Here is a 17362-nt window from a genome sequence, read left to right as displayed (position 1 = left end):
TTCTATTATATAAAATTTAAATGGAGTTTTGATATTTGATTAATCTTTAAATTCTACCACTTCATTAAATGCAAAACGAACTTTTTCTGTGCTAATATTTTCTTGGGTATGTCCTAAAGTAATGAGCATGGATACTCTTTGCTTGGTAGTGTCTAAATTTAAATATTGATTGATTTTATCTTTATCAAAGCCACCGATAATGCATGAGCCTAAATTTAAACTATAAGCAGCATTGATAATATTTGCAATAGCAAGATAGCTTTGTTCTTTAGCATAAATAAAACTTTGTTCTAAATCCATTGCGTCTAAAAATGGCTTATAAGTTTGCAAGCGTTTGTTTAATTCTTCTCGGCTTAAACCTCTCTTTTTTAGTTTTTCTTCAAAATAATCTTTAAAATCAGCCCTTGAAATTACAACTATAATAGCAGCACAATTTGCTACATGGCTTTGGTTATTAGCTATTTTAGCAATTTCTTTTTTATGTTCATCTTTTTGAAAAACTAAGAATTTCCAAGGTTCAAGTCCTAAGGAGCTAGGAGATAATCTAGCGCATTCTAAGATATATTCTAAATTCTCTTTAGAAATTTTTTCTTGGGTGTAAGCTCTAATAGAAGAGCGATTTTGCATTAAATTTAAATAATCTTGCATTATTTTTCCTTTTTTTGATTTATCTTATATCTTATAAGCTTTAAAATTGTTAAAATTATATTTTATTGTTACAATTTTATTTTTACTTCATACAAATGTTTTATTATATGATTTTTAAAGGATTAAAATGAAAAAAATAATTTATTTAAGCATATTTTTGATTATACTCATTATAGGGGTGTATTTTTTCTTTTTTGCAAATAAGGAAGAATATAATTATCTAACTTATGAAGTTAAAAAACAAGATATTACTCAAAGTATAGAAGCAATAGGCGAAGTTTATGCAAAAACCCAAGTTGATGTTGGTGCACAAGTTAGTGGGCAAATTACTAAACTTTATGTAAAATTAGGTGATCATGTTAATGAGGGTGATTTAATCGCACAAATTGATAAAGATAAGCAACAAAATGATTTAGATATTACCAAAGCTCAGCTTGAAAGTGCAAAGGCAAATTTAGAAAGTAAGAAAATCGCTCTTGATATAGCTACTAAACAATACCAAAGAGAGCAAAAGCTTTATGCTAAAAAGGCTACCTCTTTGGAAAATCTTGAAAATCTTAAAAATACTTTTTATACCCTAAGGGCAAATGTGGCTGATTTAAAAGCTCAAACTACTCAACTTGAAATTTCTTTAAAAAATGCTCAAAAAGATTTAGCTTATACTACTATAACTGCACCTAGTAAGGGTGAGATTATCAATGTAGCGGTTGAAGAGGGTCAAACTGTAAATGCAAACCAAAATACACCAAGCATAGTGCGTTTGGCTGATTTAAGTGAAATGGAAATTCGTATGCAAATAGCTGAAGCTGATATCAATAAAATTAGTGTTGGAAAAAAGGTTAAATTTAGCATTTTAAATGAACCTGATAAAAAATACGAAGCAATTATTTCAAGTATAGATCCAGCAAATACTACTATAAGCGATGCAACAAGTAATACAAATTTAAACTCAAACTCAAGTACTAGCACTAGTGCTGTGTATTATTATGCAAGGGTTTTTGTAAAAAATGATAATAATTTTTTACGCATAGGTATGAGTACAGAAAATGAAATAGCCATTAAAACAGAAAATAATACTTTAGTTATACCAACTTTGGCTATAAAAAGTGATGCAAGTGGTTATTATGTAGAAATTTTAAAAGCAAATAATATAAGCGTGAAGACACCTGTTAAATTAGGTATTAAAGATAGTTTAAATACTCAAATTTTAGATGGTATTAATGAGGGTGATTTAGTTATCATAGGTAAAAATAAAAAATGATACGCTTAGAAAATATACAAAAAAAGATTAATAATACAACTATTTTAGAAAATATTAATCTTTATATTCAAAAAGGGGAATTTGTAGCCATTATAGGACAATCAGGTAGTGGAAAAACCTCTCTTTTAAATATTATAGGCACACTTGATGAACCAAGTAGTGGAAAATATTTTTTAGATGCATATGAAGTTACAAATTTAAGCAAGGATGAAAAAGCAAGGATTAGACGTGAAAAAATAGGTTTTATTTTCCAAAGATATAATTTGCTTAGTCTTTTAAATGCTAAAGATAATGTAGCCTTACCTGCTGTTTATGCAGGAAAAAACAAACAAGAAAGATCGCAAAAGGCTAAGGAATTACTTTCTTTTTTAGAGCTTGATCATAAAGAATTATCAAAGCCAAATGAACTAAGTGGTGGGCAACAGCAAAGAGTTTCTATAGCAAGAGCTTTGATGAATGGTGGTGAGCTTATTTTAGCAGATGAGCCAACGGGTGCGCTTGATTCTAAAAGCGGTAAGATAGTTTTAGAAATTTTAAATAAACTAAATAAGCAAGGACACACCGTAGTTTTAGTCACTCATGATAGAGAAATAGCTGCTAGAGCAAAAAGAGTTATAGAAATTAAAGATGGTAAGATTATAAGTGATAATGGTACAAAAAAAGCAGACGAAATAAAAGCTAAGTTAATGCCAAAAGAGAAAAAAAGCTTTAATTTGCTTAAAAATCAGCTTTTTGAAAGTTTAAAAATGTCCATAACTTCCATTGTAGCACACAAGCTACGCTCTTTGCTTACTATGCTTGGTATTATCATAGGCATAGCTTCAGTAGTTTGCGTGGTTGCTTTAGGACTTGGAGCCCAACAAAATATACTTGCTTCTATTAGCTCTATTGGAACTAATACTATAGAAGTTGTTTCAGGACGAGGCTTGGGAGATATTCGATCAGGTAGAACAAGGCTAAATTTAAGTGATTTAAAAACCTTAAGTTCTTTGCCTTATTTAGAAGCAGTAGAAGCAGATGTGGGTAAAGTAGGGGTTGTAACTTATAAGAATAATTCTTTGCAAGCTAGAATTTATGGAGTAGGGCCAAATCATCTAAGGCTTAGAGGTTTTGTGATGGTAGATGGTAGGTTTATTAATAATGAAGATATAAAAGATAATACCAATATTTGCATTATAGATGAAAATGCTTTGAGAATTTTATTTGATAATATCAGCGCTAAAGATGTTTTAGGTAAAAGTGTGATTTTTAACAAACAGCCTTTAACTATAGTTGGTGTTTTAAAAAAAGAAAGAGACAATAAAGGCTTTAGAGCTGATGAAAATACCATTAAAATTTACACTCCTTATTCTACTTTGATGAATAAAATCACAGGGGATAAACAAATAAGAGCTATAGTAACTAAGGTAAAAGATGAGGTAAATCCTGCTTTAGCTGAAGAGGCTATGGTAAAAATTTTAGAGATTAAACGCGGAAAAAAAGATTTTTTCACTATAAATTCTGACGCGATTAAAAATGCTATTGAGGAAAATACTGCTACTTTGACTTTACTTATTTCTTCTATTGCGGTGGTATCTTTGATAGTAGGTGGTATTGGTGTGATGAATATCATGCTTGTTTCAGTAAGTGAGCGTACAAGGGAAATTGGAGTTAGAATGGCTATTGGAGCTAGAAAAGAAGATATTTTGATGCAGTTTTTAATTGAAGCTGTGTTGATTTGTTCTTTAGGAGCTATTTTTGGAGTAATGCTTTCTTTTATTATCATTGAAGTATTTAATTCTTTAAATTTTGGTTTTACGATGATACTTTCATTAAATTCAGTATTTTTAGGGCTTTTAAGTTCGGTTTTAATCGGAGTGGTTTTTGGATTTTTTCCGGCAAAAAATGCAGCAAATTTAAATCCTATTAGTGCTTTATCAAAGGAATGAGATGAGAATATTTTTATTATTTTTTATAGCCTTTTTTTTAAATGCTTGCGTAGGAGTAAAATTAGAACAAGTATCTCAAGAACAAATAAAAAAAGAATATTTTGAAGATTTTAATGCAAGCAAGGCTTGGTGGGAAAAATATAATAATCAAGATTTAAATAATATCTTAAAAGCTATTATTGACAATAACAAAGATCTAAATGTAGCAAGAGTTAATTTTTTAAGCACTTTAGCTAGATATAAGCTTTTAAATTTAGATCTTTATCCTACTTTGAGTGGAAATTTAGGTGCAAACATAAGAAAAAATTTAAACAATGGCGCAGAAATGCATAGTTTCTCAAATGGCATTATGTTAAATTATGAGCTTGATATATATGGAAAAATTTCAGATCAAGTTGCTAGTTCTGAATTTTTAGCAAAAGCAAGCGAATATGAGTTACGCTCTTTAGAACTTGATACGATTAATTTAGCGATTAATAGCATTTTTGAATTGATTTATTTTAATGATGTAGATCACTTGCTCAACAATCATTTAAAAAATCTTGAGCAAATGCTAGAAATTTATACTACTAAATTTGATTATGGTAAGGTTGAATATATTGATCTTTTAAATATCAAAAAGTCTTTATTAAACACTAAACAAAACATCATTACAAATTTGCAAAATAAAGACTTAACACTTAAAAATATAAAAGATTTGTTAGGTAAAGATGATGGATTTTTGATTAATAAAATACTAAATTATACTCTTGAAGATTTTTCTTTGCAAAAAATTAATTTTGATATAGAGTTAAAAATGCTTGCTTATAGACCACAAGTTCAAGCAAAACTAAATCAACTTATGGCTTCTTATAAGGATTATGCAAGTGTGCAAAAAAGTATTTTGCCTAGTATAAAAATATTGGGAAATTTAGATGGGAGTGATAAGAATATTGAAGAGAGTTTTAAATTTTTAATCTTAGGAGGAAATGTTGTTATTGACTTACCATTTTTGGACTTTTATAGAGTAAGACAAAATGTAAAAATTTCTGAATTTGCATACCAAGCACGCTTATATGAGTATAAAGATGTATTACAAAGAGCTATTCATGAGTTTAAACTTTGTTATGAAAACGATAAATACTACAATGATTTGTTAAATTTAGTAAAAGATATCAATGCCAATCAAGCAAAAATTACACAATTATATTTTGAAAAATATGAATTAGGGCGTAATGAGCTAAAAGATTATCTTGATGCGGATGCTTTGCTTATTAATTCACTTCAAGAGCTTAGTAGAGCGAAACTGTCTTTACTTAAAAATATTAATTTGTATCATAATATAGTATTGATTTCAGAGTAAAATAGACTTAAAAATGTTTCATTTTGTAATATCTTAGTAAAGAGTAGTGTTTATTTGCGTTGTTTTTAAAGTCATTTAGATTACAATTGATAAGTAAATCAAACAAAGGAGAGGTATGAAATTTGATTTTTATGCAACGCTAGTTACTATGGTTATAGTATTGCTTTTGGGCGTTTTTGTCATTAAAAGGGTAAAATTTCTTCGTGATTATAATATCCCTGAGCCAGTTGTTGGTGGTGGAATAGCTGCGATTATTCTTTTAATCTTACATAGTTCTTTTTCACTAGACATTAAATTTGATGAATCTATGAAAGATCCGTTAATGCTTGCATTCTTTTCAAGTATTGGTTTGTTAGCTGATTTTGCTTCATTAAAAAAAGGTGGTAGAAAATTAGCAGTTTTTTTAGTTGTAGTTGTAGCTTTACTATTTGCGCAAAATATAGTTGGTATAGGTGTAGCAACTGCCATGGGACAAAATCCACTTATGGGGCTTATAGCAGGTTCTGTTACAATGAGTGGTGGTCATGGTACAGGTGCAGCTTGGGCGGCTGAATTTATTAAAGAACCTTATTTGTATTCTAGTGCAACTACTGTTGCTATTGCTTGTGCGACTTTTGGACTTATTTCAGGTGGTATCATAGGTGGGCCTGTTGCGAGATATTTGGTTAATAAACACAAATTAGTAGTTCCAAAACAAAATGATGATAAAGATGCGATTTTAAATTTCCAATCTCCAGAAAAAGAAAGATTGATCACTCCATCTTCTTTTATAGAGTCTTTAGCATTGATTGCTTTATGTTTATTAATAGGTAATGCTTTATCTACTTATATCAAAGCAAATACAGGTTTTACTTTACCAACTTTTGTGTATTGTCTTTTTGTGGGTGTTGTTTTAAGAAATGTTTTATCAGCTACAAAAATTCACCATGTATTTGATAGAGAGGTATCAGTTTTAGGTAATGTAAGCTTGTCATTATTCTTAGCTTTAGCGTTAATGACTATTAATCTTTGGGATCTAGTAACCCTTGCACTACCGATGCTAGTAATTTTAGTAGTACAAGTTGCTATGATGGCTGCTTTTGCTATATTTGTAACCTTTAGAATATGTGGAAAAGACTATGATGCAGCAGTTTTAGCAGCAGGACATTGTGGTTTTGGTTTAGGTGCTACTCCAACAGCTATGGTAAATATGCAAACTGTAACAAATCACTATGGTATGAGCCATATGGCATTTATTATTGTGCCTTTAGTAGGTGCATTTTTCATAGATATAGTAAATGCTTTAGTGATTAATGCTTTCTTATATCTACCATTCTTTCATTAAAATCATCTAGCACTAATTTAGTGCTAGATTAACTTTTTATCTTTGCTCTTACATAAATGATTTAAAAAACACTCTTTACATAAGGGATTTTTGGCTTTACATGTATAACGTCCAAAAAGCACCATAGCTTGATGAAGATAGTTTAGATTATCTTTAAAAATTTTAGTTAAATCTTTTTCAGTTTCTTCAGGGGTTTTGGCTTTGCTAAGATTAAGTCTGTGTGAAACTCTAAATACATGAGTATCTACAGCCATGCAATTAGCCCCGCACCATTCTATCATTACTACATGTGCAGTTTTTTGTCCTACTCCTGCTAGAGTTTTTAAATCTTGCTCATTCATAGGAATTTCACCATTAAATTGCTCGCAAACTGCTTGAGCCATTTTGATTAAATTTTGTGCTTTATTATTATAAAATGAGCAAGAATTAATCAAAAGCTTCAAAGATGATAAGTTTGCCTTAGCTAAATCTTGTACGCTAGGATAAGCTTCAAATAAAGCCGGTGTGATGAGATTAACCCTTTTATCAGTACATTGAGCTGAAAGCATAACACAAACTATAAGTTCATAAGCATTACTAAAAACTAATTCTGTTTTTGCTTGGCCAAAATGCTCTAAAAATAATTTTTTAATTTCTAAATTTCTTTTCATAAACTTATTGTATGTTAATCGGCTTTAAATAAAGTTTAGATATAATAAAATCAACAAAACTATTTCAAAAGGAAAAACAATGAAAAAAATTTCTTTAGTTGCTGCGGCTTTGTTAACAGGCTTAAGTTTAAATGCTGCGGTGGTTGCAACCCTTGATGGAAACAATATCAGCGATACAGAAGTGAATGAATTTTTTGCTCCTATGCTAAGAGGTGCTAAAATCACTGATTTGCCAGCTGAACAAAAAAAAGCAATTATTGATCAATATATCGTTCAACAACTTGTATTAAAAGACGCTAAAGCTCAAAAAATAGAAAATGATCCTTCATATAAAGAAGAATTAGAGCGTGCTAAAGAAGCTATTTTAGTAAATATCTACCAAAAGAAAATTTTTGATTCAATTAAAAATAATGATGCTAAAGCTAAAAAATTCTATGAAGCAAATAAAGATAAATTCACTAAACCAGCTCAAGTGAAAGCTAAGCATATTTTGGTAACTAGTGAAAAAGAAGCTAAAGATATTATTGCCGAGCTTAGTAAGCTAAGTGGAAAAGCTTTAAATGATAAATTTGCTCAACTTGCAAAAGAAAAATCAATCGACAAAGGTTCTTCAGCTCAAGGTGGTGATCTTGGTTGGTTTGCTGAATCAACTATGGTAAAACCATTTGCTGATGCAGCTTTTTCTATGAAAAAAGGTACTATTTCTAAAACACCTGTAAAGAGTGATTTTGGATATCATGTTATCTTAAAAGAAGATGCTAGAGCAAAAAGTACTATGAGCTATAATGAAGTAAAAGCAGGTATTGAAAGCAATATCAAAATGGAAGAATTTAAAGAACTTATGAATAAAAAAGCTCAAGAACTTCTTCAAAAAGCAAAAGTGGAATACAAATAATGGGCGTATTAGATCTTGTTAAACCAGGTGTTTTAAGTGGTGATGATCTAAATATCGTATATAATCATGCAAAAAAAGAAGGATTTGCTATCCCTGCGGTAAATGTTGTGGGGACAAATTCTATCAATGCGGTTTTAGAAAGTGCTAAAAAAGTTAATTCGCCTGTGATTATTCAGTTTTCAAATGGAGGAGCTAAATTTGTAGCAGGGAAAGCTTGCCCAAAAGCTGATGTACTTGGTGCTATAAGTGGTGCCAGACATGTACATTTAATGGCAAAAGCTTATGGAGTTCCGGTGATTTTACACACAGATCATGCTGCTAGAAAATTACTTCCTTGGATCGATGCTTTGATTGAAGCAAATATTGAGTTTAAAAAAGAAACAGGCAAGCCTTTGTTTAGTTCCCATATGATTGATTTAAGTGAAGAGGATTTAGAAAGCAATCTAAACACTTGTGAAAATTATTTAAAACAAATGTCTGAACTTGGAATTTCTTTAGAGCTTGAGCTAGGATGTACGGGTGGTGAAGAAGATGGAGTGGATAATACTAATATCGATAATGCAAAATTATACACCCAGCCTGAAGATGTAGCACTAGCTTATGAGAGACTTTCTAAAATTAGTGATAGATTTTCAATTGCAGCTAGCTTTGGTAATGTACATGGAGTATATAAACCAGGAAATGTGATTTTAAGACCTGAAATTCTTAAAAATTCTCAAAATTATGTAAAAGAAAAATTCAATCTTGGTGAAGAAAAACCAATCAATTTTGTTTTCCATGGTGGCAGTGGTAGTGATATAGAAGATATCAAAGCTGCACTTAGCTATGGTGTGATTAAGATGAATATTGATACAGATACTCAATGGGCTTTTTGGGATGGTGTTAGAGAGTATGAACTTAAAAATAAAGCTTATTTGCAAGGACAAATTGGCAATCCAGATGGAGATGATAAGCCAAATAAAAAATACTATGATCCAAGAGTATGGCTTAGAGCGGGCGAAGAGAGCATGATCAAACGCTTAGAGTGTGCTTTTAGTGATTTAAATTGTATCGATAGAAACTAAGAGTTTTATAACTCTTAGTTGATTTTCCTGTGAAGATTTCAAATTTTTAGAGCAAAATTAACAAAGGTTTATAAAATGGAAGTTAAAACAACTGACGATTTTTCTGATCTTGTATTGCCTGAGGGAAAAGGCAGTACTGGAATTGTTGCTTATTTAAAGATTATATTTATCCCTGCTATATTGTATATTTTAGTACTTTTAGGATATTTTGGAAAGATTGATTTTAAAGTAGAATTACATAGTGTTGTAATGATAGGGATTATCTTTTTGGTAGCTTTGATCTTTGCTAGACATAGTGCTGATTATGCTTCAAGTATTTTTGAGCAACAAAAAGATGAATTTAAGCTTATATTAAAACGCTATATTATGAAGCATTTTTTAGTTATAGGTAAAGAAACAAAGTCAAACGCTAGTTTTGATGATTTTGCTTATGCTTATGTGAAAGATTTGAGAAATGAAAATTTTGCTTCTGTAGGTGCAGCTATTTTTCCTATGCTCGGTATTTTGGGGACTTTTATAAGTATAGCAATGTCTATGCCAAATTTTAATTCAAGTGACACAGCAGGTTTAGAACAAGAAATTTCAGTTTTATTAAATGGAGTAGGAACAGCCTTTTATGTATCAATTTATGGAATTTTCTTAGCACTTTGGTGGATATTTTTTGAAAAATACGGCAGCAGTAAATTTCAAAAACTTCTTAATCGTCAAAAAAATGCAACAAGCGATTTTTTCTGGTCTAAAGAAGAAATTGATAGAAAATATCTTCAAGAAAGTTTGCAACATTTTGAAAAAATAGGCACGATTTTTGAGCATGTGAGCAATGAGGAATTTTTTAAAGAATTAGATAATACAATAGATAGAAAATTTAAAGTTTTTCAAGAGCTTGTAAATGCTGAGGAAAAAGCTGTAAGATTAAGCAGTGAGCATGTAAAACAAACTATGAGTGATTTGTCTAAAACCCAAAGAGAACAAAAAGATATAGTTAAAACTTACAGCGAGATTGCAAATGCGGTAAATATGCTAAATTCAAACATAAAAGATTTAACTTTAAGAATTTCAGAGCAATACAACAGACTTTTGGATGTGAGTTCTGATAAGATTGTGCATTTGGATAAAAGCGTGAGTGCTTTAGATGAAAAGGTGAATAATTTTTCAAATAATATTGAAAAATATCAAAATCTTATGCTTGATAATCAAACTAAACTTTTCGAGGGCTTTAGGGCAAGTATTATAGAAGGTATGCACACTTTTAAAGAAGCTTATGAAGATGAAAAAAATATTGATGAAAAAATTTCACTAATGCAAGAATTTAAAGAAGAAAGCAAAGAATTAGATGAGCAAACCACACAAGTTATTGCAAAGCTTGAAAATCAAAAAGAAGATGAAAAAATAGATGATAAAAAATAATTCTAACAATGAAGAAAATAATTTTTGGATAGCTTATGCAGATTTAATGGCGGGCTTGCTTTTTATATTTATTTTGCTTATTGGAGCTATAGTTGTTAAGTATGTTTTAACTCAAAGTGATTTGCAAATCATAAAAGAAAATCTGCAAAAACAAGAAGAGCGCTTAAGAGAGAACAAAGAAGAATTAAACCAAAAAGAAGATATTTTAAAAAATCTTAGCCAAAAATTAAATAATACTTCAAGCACGCTTGATAATATCAACAAACAAAAACAGGCTTTAGAGGCTAATATTACTAAACTTAATCAAGATTTAAATTCGAGTTTAGATGAAAAAGATCAGCAAATTTTTGCTTTGCTTGAGAGATTAAACAAAAAAGATGAAGAAATCAAAGAATTAGAGCGTAATTTTGATGAGGCAAAAAGTAAAATCAAAGAACTAGGTTTAATCAAAGAAAATACCATTAAAAATCTTCAAGCAAAATTTGATACTAATATTACTTTAGATTCTAATACAGGGGCGATAGTTTTACCTTCTGAAGTGCTTTTTGATACAAATTCTTTTACGCTAAAAGCACATGCAAAAGAAAATTTGAAAGCGATTTTAACGCAGTATTTTGACAATATTTTAAAAGATGAAAATATCTTAAATAGCATAGAAAATATAGTCATAGAAGGTCATACAGACAGCGCAGGTTCTTATATATATAATCTTGATTTATCGCAAAAAAGAGCTTATGCTGTGATGAGTTTTATACACTCATTTTACAAAGATCCAAGATTGCAAAAACTTTTAATGGCAAGTGGTAGGTCTTATTCTGATGTAATTATGAAAGATGGTAAAGAAGATAAAGAAGCAAGCCGTAGAATAGAGATTAAGTTTAATATCAATACAAATAATGCTTTAGAAAAGGTTGAAAAATACCTTGAAAGCAAGTAGAATTGATGTTTTAAAATACAAAGATTTTGAATTTTTACTCAAAAGAGATGATTTATTAGGTTATATCAATGGAAATAAGGCTAGAAAACTAGCCTTTTTTGAAAAAAACAAACATTTATTTAAAAAAGGACAAAGATTTATTTCTTTTGGCTCCTCTCAAAGTAATGCTTTGGTTGCTTTAGCTAAGTTTTGTTACGAAAATGATTTTTTGCTCATTTTTGTTTGTGAAAAAATAAGTTCTTTTTTAAAAGAAAGTCCCCATGGAAATTTAGAATTTGCATTAAAACACAATGTGGAGTTGATAGAAAATACAAACTATCCTACAAGAAGATTACAAGCTTTAGCCTTAAAAAAAGATGATGATGTTTTTATAGAAGAGGGTGTGGCTATAAAAGAAGCTGAATTTGGATACCAACAACTGGCTTTAGAGCTTAGTGAACAGTTGAATGAAAATGTAAGTATTTTTCTACCTTCAGGTACAGGAACTTCTGCGGCTTTTTTGGCTAAGCATAGCAAATTTAAAGTTTTTACATGTGCTTGTGTAGGTGATAGTGCGTATTTAAAAGAGCAAATTTTAAGCTTAGAGCTAAATTATGATTTTAATAATTTAACCATACTAAATCCACCTAAAAAATATCATTTTGCTAAGCCTTATTTGGAATTTTATGATCTTTATCAAGATTTAAAAAAAGAATGTGGAGTGGAGTTTGATTTGCTTTATGATATGGTGGGTTTTAAAACTTTATTAACTCATAAAGAGCAATTTGGTGGAAAAATCTTATATATCCATCAAGGAGGCCTTGAAGGAAATATAAGCATGTTAAAGCGTTATGAGTATAAATTAAAAAATTCCAAAATAAAAAATCACTAAGATAATCAAAGGTATGATAAACTTAACATAGTAATACCATAGTTTAAAAATACTTCCTTTTAGGGTATTTTGATTAGAAAGTTCATAAATTGCATCTTTTTTAAGTACCCAACCTACATAAATACAACAAAAAAATGCAGTTAAAACAAAGAATATATTTCCACTAATAAAATCAAAGCTATCAAAAATATTTTTTCCTTTGATGATGGTAATATCTCTTAAAGGACCATAAGTAAGTATGCATGGTAAATTTCCCAAGACAAAAATGCTTCCAAGTGTTAGATTGATAGCAGTATTTTTAGCTAGTTTAAATTTTTCTTCCAAAACACTGATGATTACTTGATAAATTGGCAAGCTTGTAGTAAGTGCAGCGATGATTAAAAGTAAAAAGAAAAACACGCAAATTATACTTCCAAAAGGTATATGTGAAAACGCAACAGGTAAGGTTTTAAAAACTAAAGATGGCCCACTATCAGGGGTTAAACCTACACTAAATAAAGCAGGGAAAATCATAAAACCAGCAAGCACTGCTATGAGGGTATTTAAAATTCCTGTATAAACAGAAGTTTTGATTAAATTCTCATTTTTCTTAAGGTGAGATGATAAGGTTATCATTACGCCAAAACCCAAAGATAGGGCAAAAAATACTTGCCCTAAAACATCTATAAACAATTTAGGAGTGATTTTGGAAAGATCAGGAGTAAGGTAAAATTTCACACCCTCGCTTGCTCCTTCAAGAGTTAAATTGCGCGCAACAACAACCAAAAGACAGATAAATAAAAATGGCATAAGGTATTTTACTGACTTTTCTATACCATCAATCACACCTTTTTTTAAGATAATCCAGTTAATTATCACAAATATAGTAGTAAAAATTCCTATTAATAAAGGATTGTTTTCTATGGTAGAGCTATAAAATTCGCTTGTATATTGAGCATTAATGGGACTTGAAAGGTTAAAATCGCCTATGATGATTTTAAAAATATAAGCCAAAACCCATCCGCCTATTACCATATAATAAGCCATGATTCCAAAACTACCTAAAAGTCCCATGTAGCCAACACCTTGCCAAGAATTGGATATTTTAACCCCATCACTTGTTTTTCCGCCAAAAGCATCGACTGAATTTAGCATTCTACGTCTTCCTATAACATTTTCAACCAAAATCACAGGAATTCCTATAAAAATCATAGCTATACAAAAGGCTAAAACATAAGCACCGCCTCCATTTTCACCTACTAAGTATGGAAAACGCCAAGTGGCTCCAAAACCAATAGTCGCTCCTGCTACTGTAAGGATATAAGTTAGCGTATTACTCCAAGTTTGTCTTTGCATGCTTTTTCCTTGCTAAATTTAAATAAAAAATATTTTAAGATAAAAAATAATACCATTATGCCAAATTTTTATTTATTTTTTTATCAAATTAAAGGAAAATCCATGCAAAAAAAGAAAATTTTGTTTTTAGGTGCAGGATATGCTACTTTATCGGCTATAAAAGCCTTACCTGATGAGTTTTTTGAAAAAGTACAAGTGGGTTTGATTAATAACAATTCTTATCATTATCATACTATTTTACTACACAAAATAGCTTCAAATGAAGATATTTATAGTTCAAAATATGATCTTTTGCCTTTGTTAAATCCAAAAATTAACTTTATCCAAGATGAAGTTTTAAAAATTTCTAAAGACAAAGTTTATACTAAAAATAATGAATTTGACTTTGATATTTTAGTATGTGGGCTTGGTTTTGCTAAAGAAACTTTTGGTATTAAAGGTATGCAAGAATATGCTTTGAGTATAGATAATTATGAAAATGCTTTAAAAATTAATGAAATAATATATGAGAAAATAAAAAATTATAAAACCACTCAAAATGAAGATGATTTAAAAATCACAGTTTGTGGTGGGGGCTTAAGCGGGGTTGAATTTGTAGCTTCTTTAGCTAAAGAGCTTAAAATCTTTTGTCAAAAAGAGCAAATTGCTTATGAGAAATTAGAGCTTTCTATTATCGAAGCTATGGATCAAATTTTACCTATGTTTGATAAAAGTTTGGCTTTAAAAGCAAGGCAAAGGTTAGAGACACTTGGTGTGAAAGTATATGAAAAATCTAAAATCATAGAATGTGAAAAAAATGGCATAAGACTTGATGGGGGAGAATTTGTTAAAGCTAATACTATCATTTGGACTGCAGGGGTTAGGGGTAATAGCGTTATAGAAAATAGCTCAGATTTTCCAAGTGCAAGATCGCGTATAGAAGTAGATGCTTTTATGCATCCTTTAAATGTTGAAAATGCGTCAAGATACTTTTTTATAGGCGATAATAGTTTATTTAAAAATCCTAAAACTAATATCCCCTATCCTCCAACAGCCCAGCTTGCATTAAGAGAAGGAGCTTATGTAGCCAAAGCTTTAATGGCTATGATTGATGAGAAAGAATTTAAGCAAGAATTTTCTTTTATAAGTGGGAATACCGTTTGTTCAATCGGAAATGATTATGCAGTTGGCACAGTTTTGCATAAGCCAATTAGTGGTCTTTTGGCAATAAAACTTAAAATTTTTATAGAAAAACTATGGCAATATCAGCTTATAGGGATAAAAGGATTTTTTAAATAAACATATAAGAATCATCATAAGTATGATTTAATCTAGCCTGAATACTCTCTTTCCATCCTTTTGCTAGGGTGGAAATTTTTTCTAATTTTTCTAAAGAATTTGAATTTTTAAAAGGATTAAAAAATAATTGATTTAACTCCATAATGCTTAAATTAGTTTCATCTTTTTGTAAGATTTTGATTTTGTCATTTTTGTTTATTATGCCTTCTTTTAAGACTCTATAATACCATCCAGTTCTTCCACTTTTGAAAATTTCTTGAGTGAAATTTAAATGATTGTGTATGCTAGAAATTTTAAAACAAGGCTTGCGCGGTTGACTTACTTGCAAAATACAAGTACCTATCTCATGTATATCTCCACAACAAACATTATATTCGTTTAAACCATCAATACTTAAATTCTCTCCCATTTCTCCAAAATTTAAGTATTTATTTAAATAATTATTCCATAAAGTATAGTTTTGCACACTATTTGCAAAAACAACTTTTTCTAAATTTCCATGATGAATTTTATCAGCTATTTCATTATCAAGAATATAATCTGTATAAATTTGCAAAGAATTTAAATAAATATCCTTGATAAATGCTGAGTGAAATTTATTATAGTTTTTGATTTTGCCAATTTGCAAAGATTTAATAGAACTCATCAAGGAACTTTACTTAAAAAATCATTTGCATCTACATAGCCTATAATGCGTCCTTTTTCCTCGCCTTTGTTAAAAAATATCATCACAGGAGGTCCAAAAACTCCAAATTCTTTCATAAGAGCTAAATCTTCTTGACTATTATGTGTTACATCTGCTTTTAAAAGTGTGTAATTAGCAAGCAAATTTTGTACTTTCGTATCTGTAAAAGTATATTCTTCTAAAAGTTTGCAGTTTTCACACCAAGTAGCTGTAAATTCAAGCATAATGGGTTTGGTAGAATTTTGTAATTCTTGCTTAAGTTCTTTTAAGTTTTTAATGGTTTTAAAACTTAAACTAGAGCTATTTTCTTTTGAAGCAAGGTTAAACTCAAGAGGTTTTAGTAAGCTTTTTGAACCCATTGAGCCGCCTAAAATTAGACTTAAACTATAAGCTAAAATTAAAATCATATTTGCTTTTTTAAATTTATCAAAATTAGTTTTTGCTTCATCAAATAGCCCCATAAAGCTAGCAAAAAATACCCCTATAATCCCATAAAGCATTAAAATGATATTTGCACTAAGTATTCTTTCTAGCATCCAAACCGCCATGATGAGCATGATAAAACCAAAGAAAATCTTTATCTTAAGCATCCAAGCTCCGCTTTTTAAAAAACTTCCTCCAAGTCCTATTAAAAGTAAAGGCATGCCCATACCAAAACTCATCACAAATAAAGAAAGTCCTCCTAAAAATACATCGCCACTATTAGTAATGTAAAGCAAAGCCCCTGCTAAAGGTGCAGCCACGCAAGGTCCTACAATAAGAGCTGATAAAAAGCCCATGATAGCTATACCAAAAACCCCGTTTTTGCCTTCTATTTTTTTATTAATAAAATTTTGAAATTTAAGTGGTAGTTGTAATTCATAAAGGCCAAACATGGAAAGTGAGAGCAATACAAAAATGCCAGCAAAAGTAATGATAATCCAAGGTTGTTGCAATAAACCTTGTACATTAGCTCCTGCAAGGCTTACTAAAGCACCTGCTATAGCATAAGCTAAAGACATAAAAAAGACATAGATAAAAGATAAATAAAAGCTATATTTTTTAGATGGTTTATCTTTGAGCTTCATTGCGATTAATGATGAAAGAATAGGTATCATTGGTAAAATACAAGGAGTAAGTGCTAATAATAAGCCATAACCAAAAAAAGTTAAAAGCGTGATAAATATATTTTGCGTGCTTAAATCATTAGCAATTTGCTCATCTTCATTTTGCTTTTTAAATTGATCTTTAATGGATTTTATAGCATAAATTCCATTTTGTTTATTAAGATCATAATGTACATATACAGGACGATAGCATAAACCTTCTTCTGAGCAACCCTGATAAGCTAAGGAAAGTTTTGCTTTGTTATTTTTAACAAAATCATCTAATAATAATTGAGGTATAAAAAGTTCAAGTTGGCTAAAGATTACCTCTTTGTTTTCTCTGGTTTGAGTTTGTGGGAAATTTAATAAAGAAGTAATGTCATTTGAATCTAATTCTACTTTGATTTGATCTTTGTAAAGATAAATTCTATCTGCAAGATTGATTTTTAAAAAAATTCCTTGATTGTTGCTATGGGTATTGAGTTTAAAAGCTTCATTGAGTGATAATACTCCATTATTAGCAAAAGCTAAATTGAAAAAAATAAAAAACACTGCTAAAAAACGCATTTTTCTCCTTGAAACTATAAGTTAAATTTGTTTTATTTTACTTATTTGTGGTAAATTTAAGTTAATAATTATCCTAAATTAAGGA

General features: G+C 29.7%; 15 protein-coding genes. 10 read left to right on the top strand and 5 right to left on the bottom strand.

The window, feature by feature from the left end:
• Window positions 1-39: 39 nt before the first annotated feature.
• Entirely contained in the window at window positions 40-648 is a 609-nt protein-coding gene (locus L8X30_RS01620) for an NAD(P)H-dependent oxidoreductase (protein ID WP_263678664.1), read from the bottom strand.
• 127 nt (window positions 649-775) lie between these two features.
• On the opposite strand from L8X30_RS01620, the gene L8X30_RS01615 reads away from it, so the two are divergent.
• The 4 genes from L8X30_RS01615 (at window position 776) to gltS (ending at window position 6503) form a co-directional block, all read left to right on the top strand.
• Window positions 776-1909: an efflux RND transporter periplasmic adaptor subunit gene (locus tag L8X30_RS01615; RefSeq protein WP_263678662.1), complete on the top strand. Its 1134-nt coding sequence runs from the start codon at window positions 776-778 to the stop codon at window positions 1907-1909.
• Complete coding sequence (locus tag L8X30_RS01610; RefSeq protein WP_263678661.1) at window positions 1906-3837, top strand: ABC transporter permease; 1932 nt, start codon at window positions 1906-1908, stop codon at window positions 3835-3837. The genes L8X30_RS01615 and L8X30_RS01610 overlap by 4 nt, the downstream gene beginning before the upstream one ends.
• A gap of 1 nt (window position 3838) precedes the next feature.
• On the top strand, window positions 3839-5179 hold the full coding sequence (locus tag L8X30_RS01605) for a TolC family protein (protein WP_263678660.1): 1341 nt from the start codon (window positions 3839-3841) through the stop codon (window positions 5177-5179).
• Window positions 5180-5294: 115 nt separating this feature from the next.
• Window positions 5295-6503 carry a sodium/glutamate symporter gene (gene gltS / locus L8X30_RS01600; protein ID WP_263663209.1) on the top strand — a complete coding sequence of 403 codons (1209 nt, stop codon included), beginning with the start codon at window positions 5295-5297 and terminating at the stop codon, window positions 6501-6503.
• 23 nt (window positions 6504-6526) lie between these two features.
• Here gltS and nth read toward each other — a convergent pair whose 3' ends face one another.
• A complete protein-coding gene (gene nth / locus L8X30_RS01595) occupies window positions 6527-7153 on the bottom strand; it encodes an endonuclease III (protein WP_039618455.1) in 627 nt (208 codons plus the stop codon).
• A gap of 79 nt (window positions 7154-7232) precedes the next feature.
• Between nth and L8X30_RS01590 the strand changes: the two genes are divergently transcribed.
• The 5 genes from L8X30_RS01590 to L8X30_RS01570 all read left to right on the top strand — a co-directional run bounded on the left by L8X30_RS01590 (window position 7233) and on the right by L8X30_RS01570 (window position 12327).
• Complete coding sequence (locus L8X30_RS01590) at window positions 7233-8048, top strand: peptidylprolyl isomerase (protein WP_263663212.1); 816 nt, start codon at window positions 7233-7235, stop codon at window positions 8046-8048.
• Entirely contained in the window at window positions 8048-9112 is a 1065-nt protein-coding gene (gene fbaA, locus L8X30_RS01585; RefSeq protein ID WP_257404066.1) for a class II fructose-bisphosphate aldolase, read from the top strand. The genes L8X30_RS01590 and fbaA overlap by 1 nt, the downstream gene beginning before the upstream one ends.
• Before the next feature lie 75 nt (window positions 9113-9187).
• On the top strand, window positions 9188-10519 hold the full coding sequence (locus L8X30_RS01580) for a MotA/TolQ/ExbB proton channel family protein (protein ID WP_039626332.1): 1332 nt from the start codon (window positions 9188-9190) through the stop codon (window positions 10517-10519).
• Window positions 10506-11456, top strand: a complete 951-nt coding sequence (locus tag L8X30_RS01575) for an OmpA family protein (RefSeq protein WP_263678659.1) — start codon at window positions 10506-10508, stop codon at window positions 11454-11456. The genes L8X30_RS01580 and L8X30_RS01575 overlap by 14 nt, the downstream gene beginning before the upstream one ends.
• Entirely contained in the window at window positions 11443-12327 is an 885-nt protein-coding gene (locus tag L8X30_RS01570; protein WP_263678658.1) for a 1-aminocyclopropane-1-carboxylate deaminase/D-cysteine desulfhydrase, read from the top strand. The genes L8X30_RS01575 and L8X30_RS01570 overlap by 14 nt, the downstream gene beginning before the upstream one ends.
• Here L8X30_RS01570 and L8X30_RS01565 read toward each other — a convergent pair.
• Window positions 12298-13662, bottom strand: a complete 1365-nt coding sequence (locus L8X30_RS01565; protein ID WP_214126899.1) for a sodium-dependent transporter — start codon at window positions 13660-13662, stop codon at window positions 12298-12300. The two genes, L8X30_RS01570 and L8X30_RS01565, sit on opposite strands and share 30 nt — an antisense overlap.
• 102 nt (window positions 13663-13764) lie before the next feature.
• On the opposite strand from L8X30_RS01565, the gene L8X30_RS01560 reads away from it, so the two are divergent.
• Window positions 13765-14940: an NAD(P)/FAD-dependent oxidoreductase gene (locus tag L8X30_RS01560; protein ID WP_263678656.1), complete on the top strand. Its 1176-nt coding sequence runs from the start codon at window positions 13765-13767 to the stop codon at window positions 14938-14940.
• Here L8X30_RS01560 and L8X30_RS01555 read toward each other — a convergent pair.
• Complete coding sequence (locus L8X30_RS01555) at window positions 14933-15586, bottom strand: MOSC domain-containing protein (protein WP_263663220.1); 654 nt, start codon at window positions 15584-15586, stop codon at window positions 14933-14935. The genes L8X30_RS01560 and L8X30_RS01555 overlap by 8 nt on opposite strands.
• Window positions 15586-17277, bottom strand: a complete 1692-nt coding sequence (dsbD, locus tag L8X30_RS01550; RefSeq protein ID WP_263678654.1) for a protein-disulfide reductase DsbD — start codon at window positions 17275-17277, stop codon at window positions 15586-15588. The genes L8X30_RS01555 and dsbD overlap by 1 nt, the downstream gene beginning before the upstream one ends.
• Window positions 17278-17362: the final 85 nt, after the last annotated feature.

It is taken from the genome of Campylobacter sp. CNRCH_2015_0338h, assembly GCF_025772785.1.
Taxonomy (GTDB): Bacteria; Campylobacterota; Campylobacteria; order Campylobacterales; family Campylobacteraceae; genus Campylobacter_D.
Note: the sequence above shows the minus strand (reverse complement) of the source record. Positions and strands in the feature narration are given on the sequence as shown.